A 17,974-nucleotide genomic window follows, 5' to 3' on the forward strand; every position below is an offset into this window, starting at 1 on the left:
TTAGCGAGATAGTCCCACTGACTGAGCTGCGGCAATTGTCAGCATCGAGGACGGAGCGGTTGTGATCGGTGAGGAGCGTACGATCTGACCGATGTGTGCCGAGCGCACGCCGGCATTGGCCGCACATCCTGTACTGGTACGCAACGAATGAGCGCTCCGGAGGAGGGGCCTTGGCTGGACTCGGTGTTGTCTGTGCCCTCATTCAGACACGAGTCATGGTCGGTGACTGCCGAGAATGACCGCGGTCGGCGAATGGGGAGTGGTCTGGCCACTGCGATGTATCCTCTGGTCAGGTCTGTGGCTGCGGCGCCGCAGACGGTAGCGAAACTGCGGAGACCTGCGCCGCACGTGAGAGTTTGCCGGTGCAGAACTGCCGCAGTCGAATTCGAGTCTGCGGTGTGACGATATTGCTTGTCGTGCTCTCGACCAATCGCAGGACTCTCTGATAAAACACCGCGGGGGTGACTCCGAATTCGGGAAAGATGAACTCATCGCCTCCCCCGAACCGATACCACTTGGCAGCGAATTCCAACATAGCCAGCTCGTCCGCGGTCATCGAGTCTCCCTATTCGATTGCCCGGCGAGCCGCCGCATCGGATCGGCTGCGGTGAAACTGCATTCGGGCTCATTGATTGTCGTTGTCGCATCGCTGAGGTTATCTATGCCGATGGCTCTACGGCGTCTGGAGCGATCGATCATCCTGCGTTTCCGGCCGGGCGCCGGTATGACTTGTTCAAATACGCCCGGCCCTGTCGGTCTATGTGTCCGATGCGGTGAATCCGGTTTCCAGCCGGCCTTTTACCGTGCCCAGGTATCGGGCTGCGTCGGCGCCGTCGATGATGCGGTGGTCGTAGCTCAGCGATAGGTAGGCCATGGACCTGACACCGATGTGTGTGGTGTCGTCGAATCGTATCGGGACGACGCGTTCCACGACTGTGCCGACTCCGAGGATCGCGGATTGGGGCTGATTGATGATTGGAGTGTCGAACAATGCGCCCCGGCTGCCCGTATTGGTGATCGTGAACGTGCCGCCGCTGAGTTCATCGGCGCCAATGGTGTTGGCGCGCACCCGTTCAGCGAGATCCGCGATGCTGCGGGCCAATGCGGAGACGGTCTGGTTCTCGGCGTGGCGGATGACCGGCACCATGAGGCCCTTGGGGCTGTCGACGGCTATGCCGAGGTGGCATGCTTTGTGGTAGGTCACCTCGGTGGCGTCGGCGCTCAGTTCGGCATTGATGACGCGATGGTCGGAGAGTGCATCGATCGCGGCTTTGACGAAGTACGGCAGGAAGCTCAGTTTGAATCCGTTGCGCTGCAGGAATTCTGCCTTCTGCTGGTCGCGCAACGCCGCGATGGCGGTGACGTCGACTTCCACGACAGTGGTCAGCTGTGCAGAGACTCCATCATGCGCCGGGCGATGGTCTGTCGTATGCGAGGCAGCTTCTTGGTGACTCGGTCAGCGGATGTGGCGGTCGGCTGGACCTTGTTCGGCGGGGGACCCGGCGCCGGCGCGGGTTCGACGGGATCGTCCGCCGGTGCCGGTGCCGGGCTGGGGGTGGGTGCCTGTTCCACAGCGTATGGGGTTGGTACGGGTTCAGGCGTCGGCAGCATCGGGTGAGACGCGCCGATGACGGCCAAGGTATCGCCGATCGAGACGATGGTGTCCTCGTCGGCGATGATGCGCAGCAATATTCCTGCTACGGGCGAGGTGATCTCGGTGTCGACCTTGTCGGTGGCCACCTCGAGGATCGGCTCGTCGATGGCTACCTCGTCGCCGGGTTGTTTGAGCCATCGGGTCACGGTGGCTTCGGTGACGTTTTCGCCCAGGTCGGGCAGGGGCATGGTGGTTTCGTTGTGCGTGGTGGTCGAGGTCACTGGTTCACTCGCTTCAGAAGGGTCTGGCCGGCGGTGCCGAGAATGTCGAGCGCGGCCGAGATGATGCTCTCGGTATCGATGCCGTGGTAGCGGTAGACCTCGTCCAACGATCCCACCTGCCCGTACCGAGTCACGCCGAGGCCGATGTTGTGCACGCGGTTGATACCGGCCAGGAAGGCCAGGGTATGCGGGTGCCCGTCGAGCACCGTGACCATCGGGGTGGCCCGGTTGGCAGGGAACAGTTGATCGAGAATCCAGCTGTCGCTGCTTCCGCGGCCCTGCCTGGCCTGCATGGCTTCGAAGAGCAGGCCGGGGCTGGTGACGCAGACGACGTCGGCTGCGACACCGGCCGATTCCAGGCGCTCAGCGGCGGCGAGTGCCTCGGTGACAACCGCGCCCATTGCCACGATTGTGACGATGGCGTCGTTCCGCCTTTGCAGCGGGTATCCGCCTGCGACGACTTGTTTCCGGCGGCGTTCGCGTGCCGCGGCGTCGGTCGGGACTTCGGCGAGATGTTGTTCGACCGGTCTCGTGGACAATCGCAGATAGGCCGATGTGCCGTCGGGGCGACCCAGCTTGGCCAGACTGGCCAGCAGTGTCCATTCCACATCGAGCGCGAATGCCGGCTCATAAGAGATCAGGCCCGGGGTCTCGATCCCGATCGAGGGTGTCGTAATCGATTGGTGGGCACCGCCTTCGGCTGCGAGTGTGACGCCGGAGGGAGTTCCGATCAGAATCGACTGGCCGCCGGCGTAGATGCCGTAGGTCCACGGTTCCAGGGCGCGTTCGACGAAGGGGTCGTACATCACACCGATTGGAAACAGGGGCTGACCCCACCGGCTCCACGTCGCGCCGAGCTCGCCCATCAGCCCGACCAGATTCGTTTCGGCGATCCCCAGTTCGAGGTGTTGACCGGTAGGACGCTCACGCCAGCGCATGAGGGTCTCCGCATCGTCGGCGAACCAATCGTGGCGCTCGGCGGCCGACCACACACCGACCTTGTTGATCCAGCCTGCCAGGTTGGTGGTGGAGCTGACATCGGGGCTCACGGTGACCACACGGCGGGCTGCATCCGGCGCCGCGCGAGTCAAATCCAGCAGAACCCGCCCCAACGCTGCCTGCGTCGTCGCGGTGCCCTTGGGTGTGCGGCCGAAATCTGTTGGCACAGAAGGGGGTTCCGATTCATGAATCGGCTGACGAGACAGCCGTTGCGCGGTCTCCGAGCAGATCCGCCCGGCCGCTGTGTCTGCGCCGAACCGCTCCCACGGGCGTAGCGGATCCCGCTGGAGCCGCGCCGCCATCGCTTCGTACTCCGGCACCGAGAGCAGCGACGAGTGGTTCTGCGGATGCCCTTCTGTCGGCAGCCCATACCCCTTGACGGTGTAGGCGATGATGACCGTTGGGCGGGAGTCGTCGATGCGCGCGTAAGCGTCGATCAAGGCTCGCATGTCATGTCCGCCCAAATTTCGGATCGCCGCTGTGAGGGTCGAATCATCCAGGCTGGCAATCAGTTTCGCCAACTCCGCACCGCCGCGGCCGGTCCCCGGCAGTCGGCGGCGGAGTTCGTCGGCATCACACCGCAGCAGCCGCTGATATTCGGGATTCGACATTTCGAGTATCCGGGCGCGCAGCGCCTGCCCGCCAGGTTTGGCGAACAGCGACTCCAACAGCCGCCCGAATTTGACAGTGATCACCTGCCACCCCGCCGCGGCGAACATGGATTCCAGCCGGTCGGCGGCGATAGCGGGTACCACACGGTCGAGCGACTGGCGGTTCAGGTCGACGATCCACACGACTTCGCCGAGGCTTGCGGTGCCCGGATCGACCAGGGCCTCCCACACCGCGCCCTCGTCCAGTTCCGCATCGCCCACGAGGGAGTACTGGCGACCGGTGCCGGCGTCCGCGCCGAGCACGGCATTCACGTAGCGGCGGGCCGTCGCGCCCCAGATCGGCGCGGTCGCTCCGATGCCGACCGAACCGGTCGAATAGTCCACGGTATCGGGATCTTTGGACCGGCTGGGGTAGGACTGCAGGCCACCGAACTGACGCAGCGTGGTCAGATACGACTCGTCCAGTTCGCCCAGCAGGTAGTTGATCGCGTGGAGCACGGGAGAGGCATGCGGCTTCACCGAGACTCGGTCCCCGGCCGCCAATTCGCTGAACCACAACGACGTCATGATCGTGACCATCGACGCGCACGAGGCTTGGTGGCCTCCGACTTTCAGCCCGGTCGGGTTCGGTCGCACACGGTTGGCGTGGTGAATCATCGCGGTCGACAGCCAGAGCGTGCGCTGCTCTATCTCGGACAGGGCGTCGAGATACTCCGCTTCGCCGGTACTGCTGTGGTCGTGTGCCTCCACTGCTGTGGCCATCGAGCATGCTCCTCGGGTCGGATCCGGCGAGCGTCGCCGCCGATAGTCGATTGGCCGCCGAAACCTCGGCTGTGCGAGAGCGGGTACTCGAACATTCCAGGGCGGCGGTCCCTGATCGCAATCGGCAAAGTGGCCTTCCTTGCGTGCAGGTTGTACACGGAGTGCACCCCAGCACGGGCCGGTCGCGCAACCCGATAGCCTGAGATTGAACAATCTGCACACGCTGACCGAACTTTCGGGATGTTGGATAGGCGTAACGACCACATGCCCGACCTATATGAGGAAGATCAGATGACGCGCAGTTTCCGCGCCGACCGGATCGATGAGCGAATCCTCAGCGCGCTCATGGACGAACCACGAGCCAGTGCCATGGCAATTTCGCAGCGAACAGGATTATCCCGCAACACGGTCCAGGCGCGGCTGGCCCGGCTCGAGGGTGAGGGTGCGTTGGACTCGTTCCAGCGCCGTGTGGCCCCGGCGATTCTCGGCTATCCGCTGCAGGCTTTCGTTTTGGCGAATGTCACACAGCGCAAACTCGCTGTCATCGCGGCGGCCCTGGACGCCATTCCGGAGGTGGTCGAGGCGCAGGGACTCAGCGGTGCGGTGGACTTACTGATTCAGGTCGCCGCCCGCGATGCGGACGATCTGTATCGGATCGCCGGTCAAATCCTCGCGATCGACGGAGTCGATCGCACGGCGACGTCGCTGGTCATGCGTAACTTCGTGCCCTACCGGATCACATCGTTGCTGACCGCGCAGGATTGACTAGACGACACCCTCTGCCCGCCACGCCAGTGCCAGAGCCTCCAAGGAGGGGGTTACCCACCTCAACGGTGCGCCGACAGTCTTATCGATGCTCGCCCACGCGCCGGAGGCTGCGCCGCTGGAGCGCACCATCCGGGTCGCCACCGGGGGAGCCCCGCCGTCTCCGGCGATCTTGCGGCGCATGCAAGGCCTCGGCTTCGAGGTAACTCATTTGTACGGCCTGACCGAGAGCTTCGGCCCTGCCATCGTCTGTGACTGGCGCCCGGAGTGGGACCGGCTCGACGAGGACACGCGGGCTCGCTTCAAGGCGCGACAAGGCGTTGCCAACATCGTCTCGCTCACCGTTCGAGTGATCGGCGACGATGGCATCGAGGTGCCGCACGACGGAGTCACGACCGGGCAGATCTGCTTGCGGGGCAACAACCTGATGCTCGGTTATCTGAAGGACCACGCTGCCACCGCCGAGGCAGCACCCGATGGGTGGTTCCGCACGGGAGACGTCGGAGTCATCCACGCCGCCGGGCATGTCGAGCTACGCGATCGGCGAAAGGACGTCATCATTTCGGGTGGAGAAAACATCGCCTCCATCGAAGTCGAACAGGTCATCGCCGATCATCCCGATGTACTCGAAGTGGCCGTCATCGGAGTTCCCAGTGCCCGGTGGGGCGAGGTACCCAGCGCCGCCGATCCAAGGGCGCTGCGCTGACCGATGCCGGGGCGACGGTGTTACAGACCGCGCGCCGACTGCTCGACGGGGCAGATGAGCTTCAGCAACTGGCTTCCACCAGGACGAGCCAGGTGAGCGGACTCCTGAATGTCGGCTGCTACAGCACCCTCTCACCACTGCTCATCCCAGCGCTACTGGACGTCGGGCACCTCGTCGAAGAGGGGACGCAGCCGATCGCCAGGCAGATCTGGCGTGCGGCCGAGGAGCGGGCCACCCGCAGGTGAACACGACTGAGTTCATGATCGACCGGCTCTCGCCGGTAGCGATCGCGCTCGAACTTCAACGTGCCGTTGATATTTCGGGCATCCACCGGCACGAGCCCATCATCATCGAACCTCGCCGAGTCCTCGGCGGACCTGTGGAACGATCGCACTGGAAGCCTCTCTCCGATCTGGTCCAGATTGTGCACCCAACCTGCGGCAGCCTCTGATGACCTCTGGCTTTCACGGCTTGTTTCCTCGGTTCTGGATGGGCCGTGCGGGGTAGAGCAGGCTTTTCTGAACCTTGCCCATCGCATTGCGTGGAAGGGATTCGACGTGGTGTATCTCTCGCGGCCGCTTGTGGATCGAGAGCGTCTCGGCGACGAAGTCGATCACGGTCCGTTCATCGGGTGGGTCGCCGACGACGAAAGCTACGATGCGTTGCCCGAGGTCAGGGTCGGCAACTCCGACGACCGCGGCCTCACTGATCCCGGGATGAGCCAGCAATGCCTGTTCGACTTCGCCAGCGCCGATTCGGTAACCACCGGATTTGATCATGTCCGTCGCCTCTCGCCCCGCTATCCGGTGGAAACCCTCTGCATCGATGGCCGCGATATCACCTGTCCGGAACCAGCCGTCGCCGGTCATCACCTCGGCGGTGCGTTGTGGGTTGTTCAGGTAACCGTCGAATAGAACGGTGCCGTAGATTTCCAGTTGTCCCAAAGATTCTCCGTCGTGGGGACACAGATCGCCCGATTCGGCGCGCAGCCGCGTCCGTACTCCGTCGAGTGGAAGCCCGACCCAGCCCGGACGGCGCTCACCGTCGCAGCGGGTGCTCACCGTGATCAGTGTCTCGGTCATGCCGTAGCGCTCGACCGGCCGGGCGCCGGTAAGTTGGGCCAACTGCTCGAAGACCGGTACTGGCAGGGGTGCGCTCCCGGATACCAGTAGCCGGGCGGTGGACAGTGCCCGCGCCGAATCGCGATCCGCGCACACCCGCGACCAAACCGTCGGCACACCGAAGTACAGGGTGCCGGCCGCCGCCGCGTAGCGGTCGGGTGACGGTCTCAGGGTGTGCACAAGGGGGGAGCCGACTCGGAGAGCACCCAGCACTCCGAGCACCAACCCATGCACATGGAACAGCGGAAGCCCATGTACGAGAACATCTTCGGAAGTCCATTGCCACGCCGCGGCGAGCGCGTCGATGTCGTCGGCGACCGCTTGGCGAGACACCACGACCCCCTTGGGTGCGCCTGTCGTGCCGGATGTGTACATGATCAGCGCGGTGGCGGACGGATCCCGCTCGGGGTAGACAGTGGCCGAACGCGCGGCGGTCTCGATCGGCACCGCAGGCAGATCGAGACCCTGTTGCGATTCGCCGAGCCACAGTTCCGCATTCGAGTCGCTGAGGATGTGCGCCCGTTCGGTCGGACCGGAGTCGGGGGGTACCGGAACGACCGGCACGCCAGCCAGCAGACAGCCGGCAACGGCGATCACCGTGGTCACGTCTGCCCGAGCGTCCATAGCTACGCATCGGCTGCCGGTGATGCGGTCGGCCAACGCGGTGGCGGCGCCGTGCAGTTGCTCCCAACTCATCGACCGGTCGCCGATGGTCACCGCCGGGGTGGCCGAGTTTTCTCCCGCGTGCAGGGCGGTGAGGAGAGGCGCCGTTGTCCCCCTACCGAGCCTGTCCCCTTCGTGGCCCGAGCGGGCGTCGGATGTACCGGTTGGATTCATGACAAGTCCCTTCTCCACGCCGGACCCGAACAGGTCGTTCGGTCGGCCGATGCACTGGCAGACGAGTGCGTGGCTGTAATCGTTTCCGTTCGGGGTGACGAGTATGTGGGTATGACCCGGACCCCCGCGACCCGGGACTCGATCGCCGGTACCTCGACGGCTCGAGCGCGTTTTGCTCGACGCCTGATCCGGCTCGACGGTCAGGCGCCCTCAGCTGGTGGCGTGAACGCCGCCAGCAGCTCGTCGCTGGTCACGACCTCGGCGAGCAGGTCCATTGTCTCGAGCGACGCCTTGTGTGCGCTCTGCGAGAAAGTCGCGGACGCGTCGGAAATGATCAGCGTGCGGTAGCCGAGGTCGGCGGCCTCCCGCGCGGTCCCCTCAACGGTGAGGTTGGTCGCCACCCCGAAGATCGCGACGGTGTCGACGCCCGCTCCGCGCAGCACCGCGTCGAGCAGGGTGCCGTGGAAGCCGGATGTCCGCTGGTGCGTCAAGATGAAGTCACTGGCTTGCGGCTTGACCTCATCGATGATGGCCGCGCCCGGCGTTCCCTCGACCAGCACGCCCTTGCGCTTGACCAAATCCTGGTGGGGTGCGTTCCCGACCATGTCGGGATAGCCTGGCTGGTACGCGATTCGCGTGTACACGACCTTCACGCCCGCGGCACGGGCGCCGTCGAGCACGCGCAGTATGGCGCCCTGGAAGCCGGCTCGTTGCGGCTCCGTGGGGAAAAAGGCGGCGAAGGGACGATCGGCTCCGACGATGTCGTTCTGCAGGTGCGCTGCCACGATCGCGGTGCGCGCAGGATCCAGCGGGGTCATGACGAAGTCCTCTCATCGGTGTGCCGTGGGGCGTCATCGCTCGGCCTCTAGTTGTGATATTTTATGGACTATCAAAAAACTACCCGATCCGCGATGTGAAATATCACACTGGTACGCACACGATCGACCAGCCGACCAACGGTTCCGGCTTCTCCACCACGCTCGGCCTGTTCAGCGCGATGACGTTTGTTCGATGAGTTCACCACCGAGCAGCGCGCTCGCGCGTTGATGCCGTTCGGTCACGAGGACCGGGACAACCGCGCGCACCTTCGCCTCGGCTGCCGCGGCTTACCAACGCCCACACCGGAGGCTGGAAGCCCGCCCCCTCCCGCAGCAGCCCCACCGCATTTCACCTGCTCACAGCATGATCAATCGTCACTCAAAACGAGCTACTCCCGTCTTGCATCGTGCGACCTTCAAAGCTGACACAGTAGGGCAAGGTTGTGATATCTTAACTCAAGATACTTGAGATATCACAATGCTCGCTGCCATGGAGGAGGCTTGGAGTGGGTCAGGCACGTACCCCTGAGAGCCGAGGGGGATCTCGTTTTGTCCACGAGCAACTGTCGGTTGGCGATGTGATTTCGGCCCGAAGGCCGCAGAGTCATTTCCAACTTGCGGAGGCGAGCAACTACTTGCTCACCGCGGGCGGCATCGACATAACTCCGATCATCACGATGGTTGCGCCCGTGGACCGACTCGGCGCGAATTGGCGCCTGGTGTACGAGGGCGGCAGCGGAGCAGCATGTCATTCGCTGCGGAGTTGAGCGTTGGCCATCGCGACAATGTGATGACTCATCCTCAGGATGAGGAAGGTCTCATCGATCTCGACAGCATTCTCGGGCAGTCACAAGTCGTCGACACTTTGGTGTATGCCTGCGGACCGGCAGCGCTGCTCGACGCCGTTGCCGAGCGGTGCAAGAACTGGCAGCCGGACACTCTGCATGTCGAACGATTCACTTCGGTGTCGCTCGAGAAGGCGACCACTGGGAGATCATCCGAGGTCACGCTTGCGCGGTCGGGCATGACGCTCACCGTCGCGGGTGAACAGTCCATTCTCTGTAGGTCCGACTGGATTCGTCACGGGGGGGCGCCACCGCCATCCCCGCGGGCCGCTCCCCCGAGGGCCTGCCAGTGTGCAGGTCAATGTCCGATGTTCGCGGACCGCACCCCGCTGCGGCTGGCCGAACTACTCGAGCAGAGTATCAGCGGCTTCCAGCCACCGAAAATAGGTCCAACGCGTTCATGCCAGCGGCGCGGGCGGCCTCCCACTCCTCCCCCGACAGTAGATGCGCCCGCGGGTCACGTCACCTCGACGAGGTGACGGCGAAGATATTGCGGTACTCGAGGTGTCGATGACACTGTTCCGACAGGCACGAAATGTAGGCGGCACGATCCACCGCTTCCACCGTAAGTGCTGGAAAGGCCGACCAACCCATGGCTCCGCCCGAAAACCCTTCCCTCACACCGGCTGCCGCCGGTTCCGGATCGCCGCGGCCGGCCGTGCGCTGGGAGCGGCGTGACTGGATCCGCACCAGCGGTCTGTTCGCCACGATCACCGCCCTGCATGTGATCGCTTTCGGCATCCTCATCACACTGGTGGTGCCGCATCACTACACCGTCGGCACTCAGGTGTTCGGTCTCGGACTTGGCGTGACCGCCTATACCCTGGGCATGCGCCACGCCTTCGACGCCGACCACATCGCCGCCATCGACAACACCACCCGCAAACTCATGGCCGACGGCAAACGCCCCGTCTCCGTCGGCTTCTGGTTCGCCCTCGGCCATTCGACCGTGGTCGTGCTGCTGGCCGCGGGCACCGCCGCCGGGGCAAAGCTGGCCACCAACCTCACCAGCGACGACTCGGCCACCCGCCACGACCTGGGCATCGCCTCGACCGTGGTCTCTGGCGGGTTTCTCTATCTGATCGCGGCACTGAACCTGGTGGCGCTCGCCGGGATCTGGCGGGTGTTCAATGCCATGCGCGCAGGCGAATTCGACGAGCACGAACTCGAGCGGCATCTGGACAACCGGGGGTTCCTCAACCGGATTCTCGGGCGGCTGACCCGCTCGATCACCCGTCCTGGCCAGATGTATCCGGTCGGATTGCTGTTCGGCATCGGCCTCGATACCGCCACCGAGGTGGCGCTGATGGTGATGGCCGGGTCCGGCGCCGCGGCCGGGCTGCCGTGGTACGCGATCATATGCCTGCCGCTGCTGTTCGCGGCCGGGATGAGCCTGTTCGACACCCTCGATGGAACGTTCATGAATTTCGCCTACCACTGGGCCTTCTCCAACCCGGTCCGCAAGGTGTATTACAACCTCACCATCACCGGCCTGTCGATCGCGATCGCGTTCCTCATCGGCTCGATCGAATTGGTCGGGATCCTGCACGACCAGCTCGACCTGACCGACCCGGTCAGCGCGGGGATCTCCGGGATTGATTTGAACAACGTCGGATTCATCATCGCGGGCCTGTTCGTCGTGGTGTGGGCGGTCGCGCTCACCTACTGGAAGCTGGCTAAGGTCGAACATCGCTGGCGGCCCGAACCCGACAGCATCGACTGACCCTCGCCCTGGTGTACGCGGCAATGTCAACCTGCCGGGGGTTGACGATACGCATGCGCCGCATGCAGATCGGCTACGGGCGCGTCTCGACGCTCAATCAGCGTGCATCGAGCGACCTACCACCGCACCCAGGGCGTGCGAAAGTGTTCGAATGCTGAATCGGTGCTTGCCACGCGGATCCGAGGAACCGTCCCTATAGCTCAGGCGTATGCCGAGGCATACGCTGGCTATCAGCGATAGATGTTGACGCGCGTGCTACCCGTTGCCGGGGAACACGCCAACGGATGGTGCATAGCCGATGAGCGAGGAAGACCCGTCCCGGACGCTCCGTGACGCATCCACGCCTGTCACCGAGGAGCTGAGCGCGGCTGGGTTCGCCGATGCCGAGGAGATCGGACGTGGCGGGTTCGGTGTGGTCTATCGCTGCACCCAGTCCGAGCTGGACCGGACGGTGGCGGTGAAGATCCTCGCCGCCGAACCGGACGAGGAGAATCGGGAGCGGTTCTTCCGGGAACAGCGGGCGATGGGCCGACTGACCGGCCATCCCAACATCGTCACGGTCCTGGAGGTCGGTGTCACCGCGAGCGGGCGCCCGTTTCTGGTGATGCCATATCACCCGTTGGGCTCGCTGGATGCAAGGATCCGCGGGCAAGGCCCGCTGCCGACCGAAACCGTATTGTGGATCGGGGTAAAGATCGCCGGGGCGCTCGCGACCGCGCACCGGTTGGGCATCGTGCATCGGGACGTGAAACCCGCAAACATCTTGCTCACCGATTACGGCGAGCCCGCATTGACCGACTTCGGCATCGCACACATACCTGGGGGTTTCCAGACAAGCGCGGGCACCGTGACTGGGTCGCCGGCGTTCACCGCCCCGGAGGTGCTCGAGGGCGAGGTTCCTACCCCGGCCGCGGACGTCTATGGGCTGGGTGCCACCCTGTTCTGCGCGTTGACGGGGCATGCGGCGTTCGAACGGCACAGCGGGGAGAAGGTGGTCACCCAGTTTCTGCGCATCACCACCCAGCCGGTACCGGACCTGCGTGAGCAAGACATCGCCGATGACGTGTCCGCCGTGGTGTCAACGGCGATGAGCCGCGACCCTGGCGAGCGGCCCTCCGCAGCAGCACTCGGGGAGGCGATCCGGCAGGCGCAGCGCTGCCATGGGTTCGCGGTCGAGGAGATGGCACTACACATCGAACCGGCTCGCGAGCACCGCGGTCCGATGCCGCAGCCGCAGGAGTGGCGCCCGCCGACGGCACCGGTGGTGGTTCGGCACGGCGCTTTGCCACTCGAGTTGACCAGTTTCGTCGACCGCCGTACCGAGGTGGCGAAGGTGAGGAATCTGCTGTCCTCGGCCCGGCTGGTGACGCTCACCGGGGTCGGCGGGGTCGGCAAGACCCGGCTGGCGCTGCGGGCTGCGGCGAGCGTGCGCCAGAAGTTCGCCGACGGGGTGTGGCTGGTCGAGCTGGCCGACGTCTCCGACCCGTCGCTGCTGATCGACGTGGTGGCAGCCTCCCTTGGCCTGCGCGACGTGTCCGTGCGACCGTTGCAGGAGGTGGTGGCCGAGTTCCTGTCCGCGCGGGAATTGTTGCTGGTGCTGGATAACTGCGAGCAGTTGGCGGCCGCGGTGGCGAAGCTGGTCGAAACCTGGCTGCGGACCTGCCCACACCTGCGGATCCTGGCCACGAGCCGCGAACCTCTGAACATCGGCGGAGAGGCGGTGTTGCGGGTGCCATCGCTGATGGTGCCGGACCTGGATTGTGAGCCGTCACCGCGCGAGCTGCCGCGATACGACGCAGTCACATTGTTTGCCGACCGCGCGACCACGGTGGTGCCGGGTCTTGAACTCTCGGAGGCCGACAAGGTCATCGCGGCCCGGATCTGCGCCCGGCTGGATGGACTACCGCTGGCGATCGAGTTCGCCGCGGCCCGGGTGCGCACGATGTCTCCCGAGCAGATCCTTCAGCGCCTCGACGACCGATTCGCGCTGCTGACCCGCGCCAACCGCACCGCGCCCACCCGGCAGCAAACCCTGCGATGGTGCATCGACTGGAGTTACGAATTGTGCACCCCGGCCGAGCAGCGGATGTGGGCGCGGCTGTCGGTATTCGCCGGCGGCTTCGAACTCGACGCCGCCGAACAGATCTGCGGCGCTGATCCGGCGCCGGACAGTCCGCTCGATGTGCTGTCCTCGCTGGTGGACAAGTCGATCCTGATCCGCAGCGAGTCCAATGGAGTGGTGCGGTTCCAGATGCTGGAGACGGTGCGCGACTACGGCCGGCAGAAACTGCGGAACTCCGGCGAGGACCAGCAGATACGGCACCGGCACCGCGACTGGTACCAGCGGCTGGTACTGGACGCCGAGGACGGCTGGATCAGCGACCGGCAATTCGACTGGATCGCCCGACTCGACCGCGAGCAACCCAACCTTCGCGTGGCACTTGAATACTGCCTGAGCCAGGATGGCCAGGAGGCGGCCGTAGCCGGCCTGCGCACCGCGAGCGGACTATTGGGTTTCTGGATGTTCCGAGGTCTGGTAGGTGAAGGTCGACGCTGGCTCGACCGCATTCTTGCCCGTCCGTGCGCCCGCTCGGTACCTGACCGCGTCAAGGCGCTGCACGCCAGCACCGTGCTGGCGACGATGCAGGACGACCGCCAGGCGGCGACTGCCTTGGTGGAGGAAGTGCACGCGCTCGCGGAACAGGCTCCCACCCCCGTGAACAAGGCGCTCGCCGCCTACGCCGATGGTATCCTGGCCATGGATCTCGGAGATCTTGCGCGCGCATCTTGTTCCCTCGAACGCGCTGTCGAGGTGTTCGGTGCGAATCGGCCAGTCTTTCTGCGCATTGCTGCACTTTCCCTGCTTGGTTGGGTACAGGCCATGCACGGCGATACACAACGGGCGATCGAGATCAACGAGCAAGTACTTTCGCTCACCGAAGCGTGCAGCGAAACGGGCTTTCGGGCGGCCGCACTGTGGGGTCTCGGCGTTACGGCGTGGCACCAGGGCGAGCGGCAACAGGCACGAAAGTTGCTCGAGGAAGCATTGCGGGTCAACCGGAAGGTACGCAACCCAATCATGGCTGCCTTCGGGCTCGAGGTGCTGGCCTGGACCATCGACGCTGACAGTGATGCCGAACGCCGGGCCGTACTGATGGGAGCTGCGGAGCAATTGTGGCAGTCCGTGGGCAGTCTCGAGCGCAACCTCCCGGGACGATCGCACTATCACGACGACTGCGACCGGATGGCGCGTGTCTCCCTCGGTGCCCGCAGGTTCGAGGCTGCATTCCGACGCGGCCAGGCGATGGGGATGGACGCCGCACTGAGATACGCTCTCGGGGAGCAGCCCACAAACACCACTTCCACCGGTCCGTCCGTGGAGCTGACCAAGCGGGAGCGGCAGGTCGTCGACCTCATCGCGCAAGGCCTCACCAACAAACAGATCGCCGCCAAACTGGTGATCTCCCAACGCACCGCCGATGGCCACGTGGAGCACATCCTCACCAAACTCGGATTCACCTCCCGCACACAGATCGCGGCCTGGACAGCGCAAGACGCCGAATGAACCAGCCTGGGTCTGATAAGGGCGACTGCTTCCAAACAGCCTCCGGGACCGGATCCTGAGTAGGCGATAGAGATGGTCGCTGACTTGGCCGGTCACAGTCCGGGTAAGAGTTACGAGGCGAACCTGTAATGAGCCACAACCGTTCCCGCGGTTGGACAAGCTTCTGACCAGTCCAGGCTGTCGTTCGCCTTTCCGACCCCACCACACGGTGACGTTCATGCCCTGGGAACACGACGACCGCGCCGCGGAGCTTTCACACTCGCCGGGCGGCTGCGCCGATAAAGGTACGCCGTGGCACGGGGCCGGTCGACGGCCCGTGCGGGCGTCGTGCGCCCCGGCTGCGCTCGATCAGTGGTGGTGCCGGGCGTAGCGGTGGTGTGGCAGGTTCTTACCGAAGTCGCCCAGCAGCTGGATCCGTCCAATGTTCAGGCGCCGGGCCTGCTCGCGACAGCCTCGGCGACGGCCTCACTGTCGGATCGCTTGCGCGCCAGTCGATCGAGCAGTTCGAGCCCTTCGCGCGCCCACTCGACCTCCACCTGGGCCTTGCGCACCAGACCCGCGTAGGCGAAGGCCTTGAACTCGATGACCGCCTCCTGCTGGGCGACGGGAACGTGGGCGAGACGGTCTCGCAATAGGGGGACCTTGCGCGCCAGGATGAGATCGTGCTGCTGCTGGTGGAGGACCTGTGCTGCCTGGAAGAACTCGAGGTGGGCGGTGAGCTGCGCACGCGCCCGCTCCGGATCGGCCCACTCCATGTAGGCCGCCTTCAGTCGGTAGGGATCCCGCTCACGGCGCGGCTCCTCCACCTCGTCCATCATCGCGCGCAGCGCATCGACGCCGGCCTCGGTGATGCTGTACTGACGCTTCGTCCCCTTCTGTCCCCGCGGCAGGTCCTTGCCCGCGACCAGGCCTGACTGTTCGAGCTTGCGCAGCTCCGGGTAGATCTGAGTATGCGGAGCACTCCAGAGGTACCCGACCGAGGAGTCGAACTGACGCATCAAGTCGAAACCGGTCATCGGCCGCGCGGTCAGGAGTGCAAGCACCGCCATGCGCAGGGACATCAAGGACCTCCGCTTTCTCCTGAGCAATGTATGTCAATACGCTCAGGATAACGTAGCGCAACAAACGGGATCTGACGCCGCGCTCCGACGGGACGGTGCGCTACTTCACGTCAAGTCGCGCCTTGACGAATAGTATGTAAATACAGACATAATAATGGCAATGTTCCGTCCCCCGCCGACGATCTGGATGCCGCATGACCCATACCGTGACCGAACAGCAGCTCGTGCCCTCCACCAGCGGATCGCCGTCCACAAGCGCCCCGCAGCCCGGTGCTTGTGTGGTCATGGGGATCCTGAACGTCACCCCCGACTCCTTCTCCGACGGCGGGCTGTTCGCCTCGGTGGACCGCGCGATCACCCGCGGGCTCGCGCTGGCCCGAGCCGGCGCCGCCTACGTCGATGTGGGAGGCGAGTCGACCCGCCCGGGCGCGAAGCGGGTCGACCAGGCCGTTGAGCGGCAACGGGTGCTCCCGGTGGTCGCTGCGCTGGCCAGCGCCGGCGTCGCCGTCAGCATCGACACGACTCGCGCGGCGGTGGCCGAGGCCGCCGTTGACGCGGGGGCGGTGCTGGTCAACGACGTCAGCGGCGGATTGGCCGATCCGGCGATGGCCTCCGTGGTAGCGAGCTTGGGCGTGCCCTGGGTGCTGATGCATTGGCGTGGGCACAGCCGCACTATGGACCGGGCCGCGCACTACGTCGACGTGGTGGCCGAGGTTCGTGACGAGCTGTCGGCGCGAGTCGAGGCTGCCGTCGCCGCGGGCGTCGACCCCTCCCGGCTCGTGCTGGACCCAGGCATCGGGTTCGCCAAGCGGCCGGAGCACGATCTCGCCCTGCTCGGCGCTCTCCCGTCTCTGGTCGGCATGGGGTTTCCGGTGCTGCTCGGAGCCTCTCGCAAACGGTTCCTGGGCCAAGTCATCGCTCGCGGCTCGGACGCTCCCCGATCCGCGGCGCAGCGCGACGCGGCGACCCTCGCGACGTCGGTGATCGCGGCTCGGGCCGGTGTCTGGGGGGTGCGGGTCCACGACGCCGCGGCAACAGCCGACGCGATGCGCGTCACCGCCGCCCTGGCTTGACAGGGGATCTGTTTCCAGCATCCCGGCTCCTCGTCGGGTCATCACGGGCGTGAGGGCAGCTGGGTCAGTGCCTCGCCCGCTGTGACGACGCTCCCGGTCACGAGTAGCACGGTATCCCGCGCGACGGCGCTCGCTCTGGCTTCGTCGAGCGCCCGGCCCAGGTCGGGCTGAAGGCACACGCGAGCAGGACAGACGACTGTCGCGGCGCGGCTGGCCAGCTCGGCGGCCGGCAGGTGGCGCGACGACGTGTTCTCCGCGGCGATCAGCTGTCCGACGCCTGGGGCCAGGGCTCTGAGCAGACCATCGACGCCCTTGTCGGCAAAGACGGCCAGCACGACCACGAGTTCCTTGCCCGGGAACGCCTCCCGTACCGCAGCCAGGCTGGTGCGGGCGCCGCTCGGGTTGTGTACGGCGTCCACGACTACGGGCGGGTCCGCGCCGAGGAGATCCAGGCGCCCTTGCAACTTCGTTCGGGCGAGCGCCTCGGACGTCCCCACGGGATCGACCGAGCGTCCCGCCCAGCCCACGAACGCCTCGACGGCGCCAACGGCCGTGCGGCGTTCTGTGCCTGATGAGCGCCCAGCAGCGGCAGCAGGGTCTCCGGGTAGCGGCCCAGCCATCCGGCCGGGTGGAGCAGCTGGCCGTCCGGTCGAGGTGTCCGGCCGACAGTCCGAACTCCCTCCCTGGTCCCGGCGACGTCGGCGCCGACGAGACGGGCGCGCTCCACAAGCACCTCCATGACGTCCGGACACTGCTCGGCGAGCACCACCGTCGCGGCGGGTTTGATGATCCCGGCCTTCTCGCGGGCTATGGAGATCTCGTCGGGACCGAGCAACTCGGTGTGGTCGAGTGAGATGGGCGTCACGACCGCGACTCGGCCGTCCGCAACGTTCGTAGCGTCCCAGCGCCCGCCCATTCCCACCTCGACGACAGCGACGTCAACCCGCTCCGCGGCGAACGTCAGGAACCCCAACGCGGTGACGGCCTCGAAGAACGACACCGGGGCGCCAGAGACGGCGTCGAGCAGCTCGATCGACGGGCGCATTCGTTCGCACAGCTCGACGAAGCGCTCGGCTGGTAGAGAGGCGCCATCGACGACGATGCGCTCCCGGAGCGAGGTGAGGTGAGGGCTCGTATAGCGCCCGACGCGAAGTCTGTGCTCGGCGTACTTCGGGCCGGTCGTGGACGCGCGGTGACCATCGACAGCAATGCC

General features: G+C 65.5%; 16 protein-coding genes and 1 pseudogene. 8 read left to right on the top strand and 9 right to left on the bottom strand.

Going from position 1 to position 17,974, the window contains the following annotated elements; genetic code table 11:
- Positions 1 to 289: 289 nt before the first annotated feature.
- The 4 genes from NV1_RS35785 to NV1_RS35795 form a co-directional block, all read right to left on the bottom strand.
- Positions 290 to 556 carry a DUF3263 domain-containing protein gene (locus tag NV1_RS35785; RefSeq protein ID WP_067902036.1) on the bottom strand — a complete coding sequence of 89 codons (267 nt, stop codon included), beginning with the start codon at positions 554 to 556 and terminating at the stop codon, positions 290 to 292.
- A 201-nt stretch (positions 557 to 757) separates the two neighbouring features.
- On the bottom strand, positions 758 to 1,375 hold the full coding sequence (locus NV1_RS46650; RefSeq protein WP_307630983.1) for a 2-oxo acid dehydrogenase subunit E2: 618 nt from the start codon (positions 1,373 to 1,375) through the stop codon (positions 758 to 760).
- 8 nt (positions 1,376 to 1,383) lie between these two features.
- Positions 1,384 to 1,875, bottom strand: a complete 492-nt coding sequence (locus NV1_RS46655) for a biotin/lipoyl-containing protein (RefSeq protein WP_307630985.1) — start codon at positions 1,873 to 1,875, stop codon at positions 1,384 to 1,386.
- Positions 1,872 to 4,247 carry a thiamine pyrophosphate-binding protein gene (locus NV1_RS35795; RefSeq protein WP_067902038.1) on the bottom strand — a complete coding sequence of 792 codons (2,376 nt, stop codon included), beginning with the start codon at positions 4,245 to 4,247 and terminating at the stop codon, positions 1,872 to 1,874. The genes NV1_RS46655 and NV1_RS35795 overlap by 4 nt, the downstream gene beginning before the upstream one ends.
- A 291-nt stretch (positions 4,248 to 4,538) precedes the next feature.
- On the opposite strand from NV1_RS35795, the gene NV1_RS35800 reads away from it, so the two are divergent.
- The 5 genes and pseudogenes from NV1_RS35800 to NV1_RS35815 all read left to right on the top strand — a co-directional run bounded on the left by NV1_RS35800 (position 4,539) and on the right by NV1_RS35815 (position 6,169).
- Positions 4,539 to 5,012, top strand: a complete 474-nt coding sequence (locus NV1_RS35800) for an Lrp/AsnC family transcriptional regulator (protein WP_067902203.1) — start codon at positions 4,539 to 4,541, stop codon at positions 5,010 to 5,012.
- A gap of 52 nt (positions 5,013 to 5,064) precedes the next feature.
- Positions 5,065 to 5,442 (top strand): annotated as a pseudogene (locus NV1_RS35805) (AMP-binding protein); the annotation flags it as partial.
- Entirely contained in the window at positions 5,440 to 5,718 is a 279-nt protein-coding gene (locus NV1_RS47075) for an AMP-binding enzyme (protein WP_373864695.1), read from the top strand. The pseudogene NV1_RS35805 and the gene NV1_RS47075, both read left to right, overlap by 3 nt.
- Before the next feature lie 92 nt (positions 5,719 to 5,810).
- Entirely contained in the window at positions 5,811 to 5,963 is a 153-nt protein-coding gene (locus tag NV1_RS35810; RefSeq protein ID WP_157117596.1) for a hypothetical protein, read from the top strand.
- Complete coding sequence (locus tag NV1_RS35815; protein WP_067902043.1) at positions 5,960 to 6,169, top strand: hypothetical protein; 210 nt, start codon at positions 5,960 to 5,962, stop codon at positions 6,167 to 6,169. The genes NV1_RS35810 and NV1_RS35815 overlap by 4 nt, the downstream gene beginning before the upstream one ends.
- Positions 6,170 to 6,182: 13 nt before the next feature.
- On the opposite strand, the gene NV1_RS35820 is transcribed toward NV1_RS35815, so the two are convergent.
- Positions 6,183 to 7,676 (bottom strand): acyl-CoA synthetase, encoded by a 1,494-nt coding sequence (locus tag NV1_RS35820; RefSeq protein ID WP_084526316.1) that lies wholly within the window; start codon positions 7,674 to 7,676, stop codon positions 6,183 to 6,185.
- A gap of 200 nt (positions 7,677 to 7,876) precedes the next feature.
- Positions 7,877 to 8,494, bottom strand: coding sequence for a cysteine hydrolase family protein (locus NV1_RS35825; protein WP_067902044.1), 618 nt, complete (start codon positions 8,492 to 8,494; stop codon positions 7,877 to 7,879).
- A gap of 1,437 nt (positions 8,495 to 9,931) precedes the next feature.
- Here NV1_RS35825 and nicT point away from each other — a divergent pair.
- On the top strand, positions 9,932 to 11,062 hold the full coding sequence (gene nicT, locus NV1_RS35830) for a Nickel transporter NicT (RefSeq protein WP_067902046.1): 1,131 nt from the start codon (positions 9,932 to 9,934) through the stop codon (positions 11,060 to 11,062).
- Between the two features lie 298 nt (positions 11,063 to 11,360).
- A complete protein-coding gene (locus tag NV1_RS35835) occupies positions 11,361 to 14,627 on the top strand; it encodes a protein kinase domain-containing protein (protein ID WP_067902047.1) in 3,267 nt (1,088 codons plus the stop codon).
- Between the two features lie 425 nt (positions 14,628 to 15,052).
- Here NV1_RS35835 and NV1_RS35840 read toward each other — a convergent pair whose 3' ends face one another.
- Positions 15,053 to 15,688: a PadR family transcriptional regulator gene (locus NV1_RS35840; RefSeq protein ID WP_067902050.1), complete on the bottom strand. Its 636-nt coding sequence runs from the start codon at positions 15,686 to 15,688 to the stop codon at positions 15,053 to 15,055.
- Between the two features lie 284 nt (positions 15,689 to 15,972).
- Between NV1_RS35840 and folP the strand changes: the two genes are divergently transcribed.
- Positions 15,973 to 16,761 carry a dihydropteroate synthase gene (gene folP, locus NV1_RS35845; RefSeq protein ID WP_067902216.1) on the top strand — a complete coding sequence of 263 codons (789 nt, stop codon included), beginning with the start codon at positions 15,973 to 15,975 and terminating at the stop codon, positions 16,759 to 16,761.
- A 41-nt stretch (positions 16,762 to 16,802) separates the two neighbouring features.
- Here folP and NV1_RS35850 read toward each other — a convergent pair whose 3' ends face one another.
- Positions 16,803 to 17,225, bottom strand: coding sequence for a glutamate ligase domain-containing protein (locus NV1_RS35850; RefSeq protein ID WP_169813491.1), 423 nt, complete (start codon positions 17,223 to 17,225; stop codon positions 16,803 to 16,805).
- Positions 17,183 to 17,971, bottom strand: coding sequence for a bifunctional folylpolyglutamate synthase/dihydrofolate synthase (locus NV1_RS35855; protein ID WP_084526320.1), 789 nt, complete (start codon positions 17,969 to 17,971; stop codon positions 17,183 to 17,185). The genes NV1_RS35850 and NV1_RS35855 overlap by 43 nt, the downstream gene beginning before the upstream one ends.
- Positions 17,972 to 17,974 lie beyond the last annotated feature (3 nt).

Origin of the sequence: Nocardia vaccinii NBRC 15922 (assembly GCF_001613305.1) — a bacterium.
GTDB classification, from domain to species: Bacteria; Actinomycetota; Actinomycetes; order Mycobacteriales; family Mycobacteriaceae; genus Nocardia; species Nocardia vaccinii.

What these genes read in the sequence shown, in the direction of transcription:
- NV1_RS35785 (WP_067902036.1), bottom strand. Translation starts at nt 556, where the DNA reads ATGACCGCGGACGAGCTGGCTATGTTGGAATTCGCTGCCAAGTGGTAT.
- NV1_RS35795 (WP_067902038.1), bottom strand. Translation starts at nt 4,247, where the DNA reads ATGGCCACAGCAGTGGAGGCACACGACCACAGCAGTACCGGCGAAGCG.
- NV1_RS35800 (WP_067902203.1), top strand. Translation starts at nt 4,539, where the DNA reads ATGACGCGCAGTTTCCGCGCCGACCGGATCGATGAGCGAATCCTCAGC.
- NV1_RS47075 (WP_373864695.1), top strand. Translation starts at nt 5,440, where the DNA reads ATGCTCGGTTATCTGAAGGACCACGCTGCCACCGCCGAGGCAGCACCC.
- NV1_RS35820 (WP_084526316.1), bottom strand. Translation starts at nt 7,676, where the DNA reads ATGAATCCAACCGGTACATCCGACGCCCGCTCGGGCCACGAAGGGGAC.
- NV1_RS35825 (WP_067902044.1), bottom strand. Translation starts at nt 8,494, where the DNA reads ATGACCCCGCTGGATCCTGCGCGCACCGCGATCGTGGCAGCGCACCTG.
- nicT (WP_067902046.1), top strand. Translation starts at nt 9,932, where the DNA reads ATGGCTCCGCCCGAAAACCCTTCCCTCACACCGGCTGCCGCCGGTTCC.
- NV1_RS35835 (WP_067902047.1), top strand. Translation starts at nt 11,361, where the DNA reads ATGAGCGAGGAAGACCCGTCCCGGACGCTCCGTGACGCATCCACGCCT.
- NV1_RS35840 (WP_067902050.1), bottom strand. Translation starts at nt 15,688, where the DNA reads ATGTCCCTGCGCATGGCGGTGCTTGCACTCCTGACCGCGCGGCCGATG.
- folP (WP_067902216.1), top strand. Translation starts at nt 15,973, where the DNA reads ATGGGGATCCTGAACGTCACCCCCGACTCCTTCTCCGACGGCGGGCTG.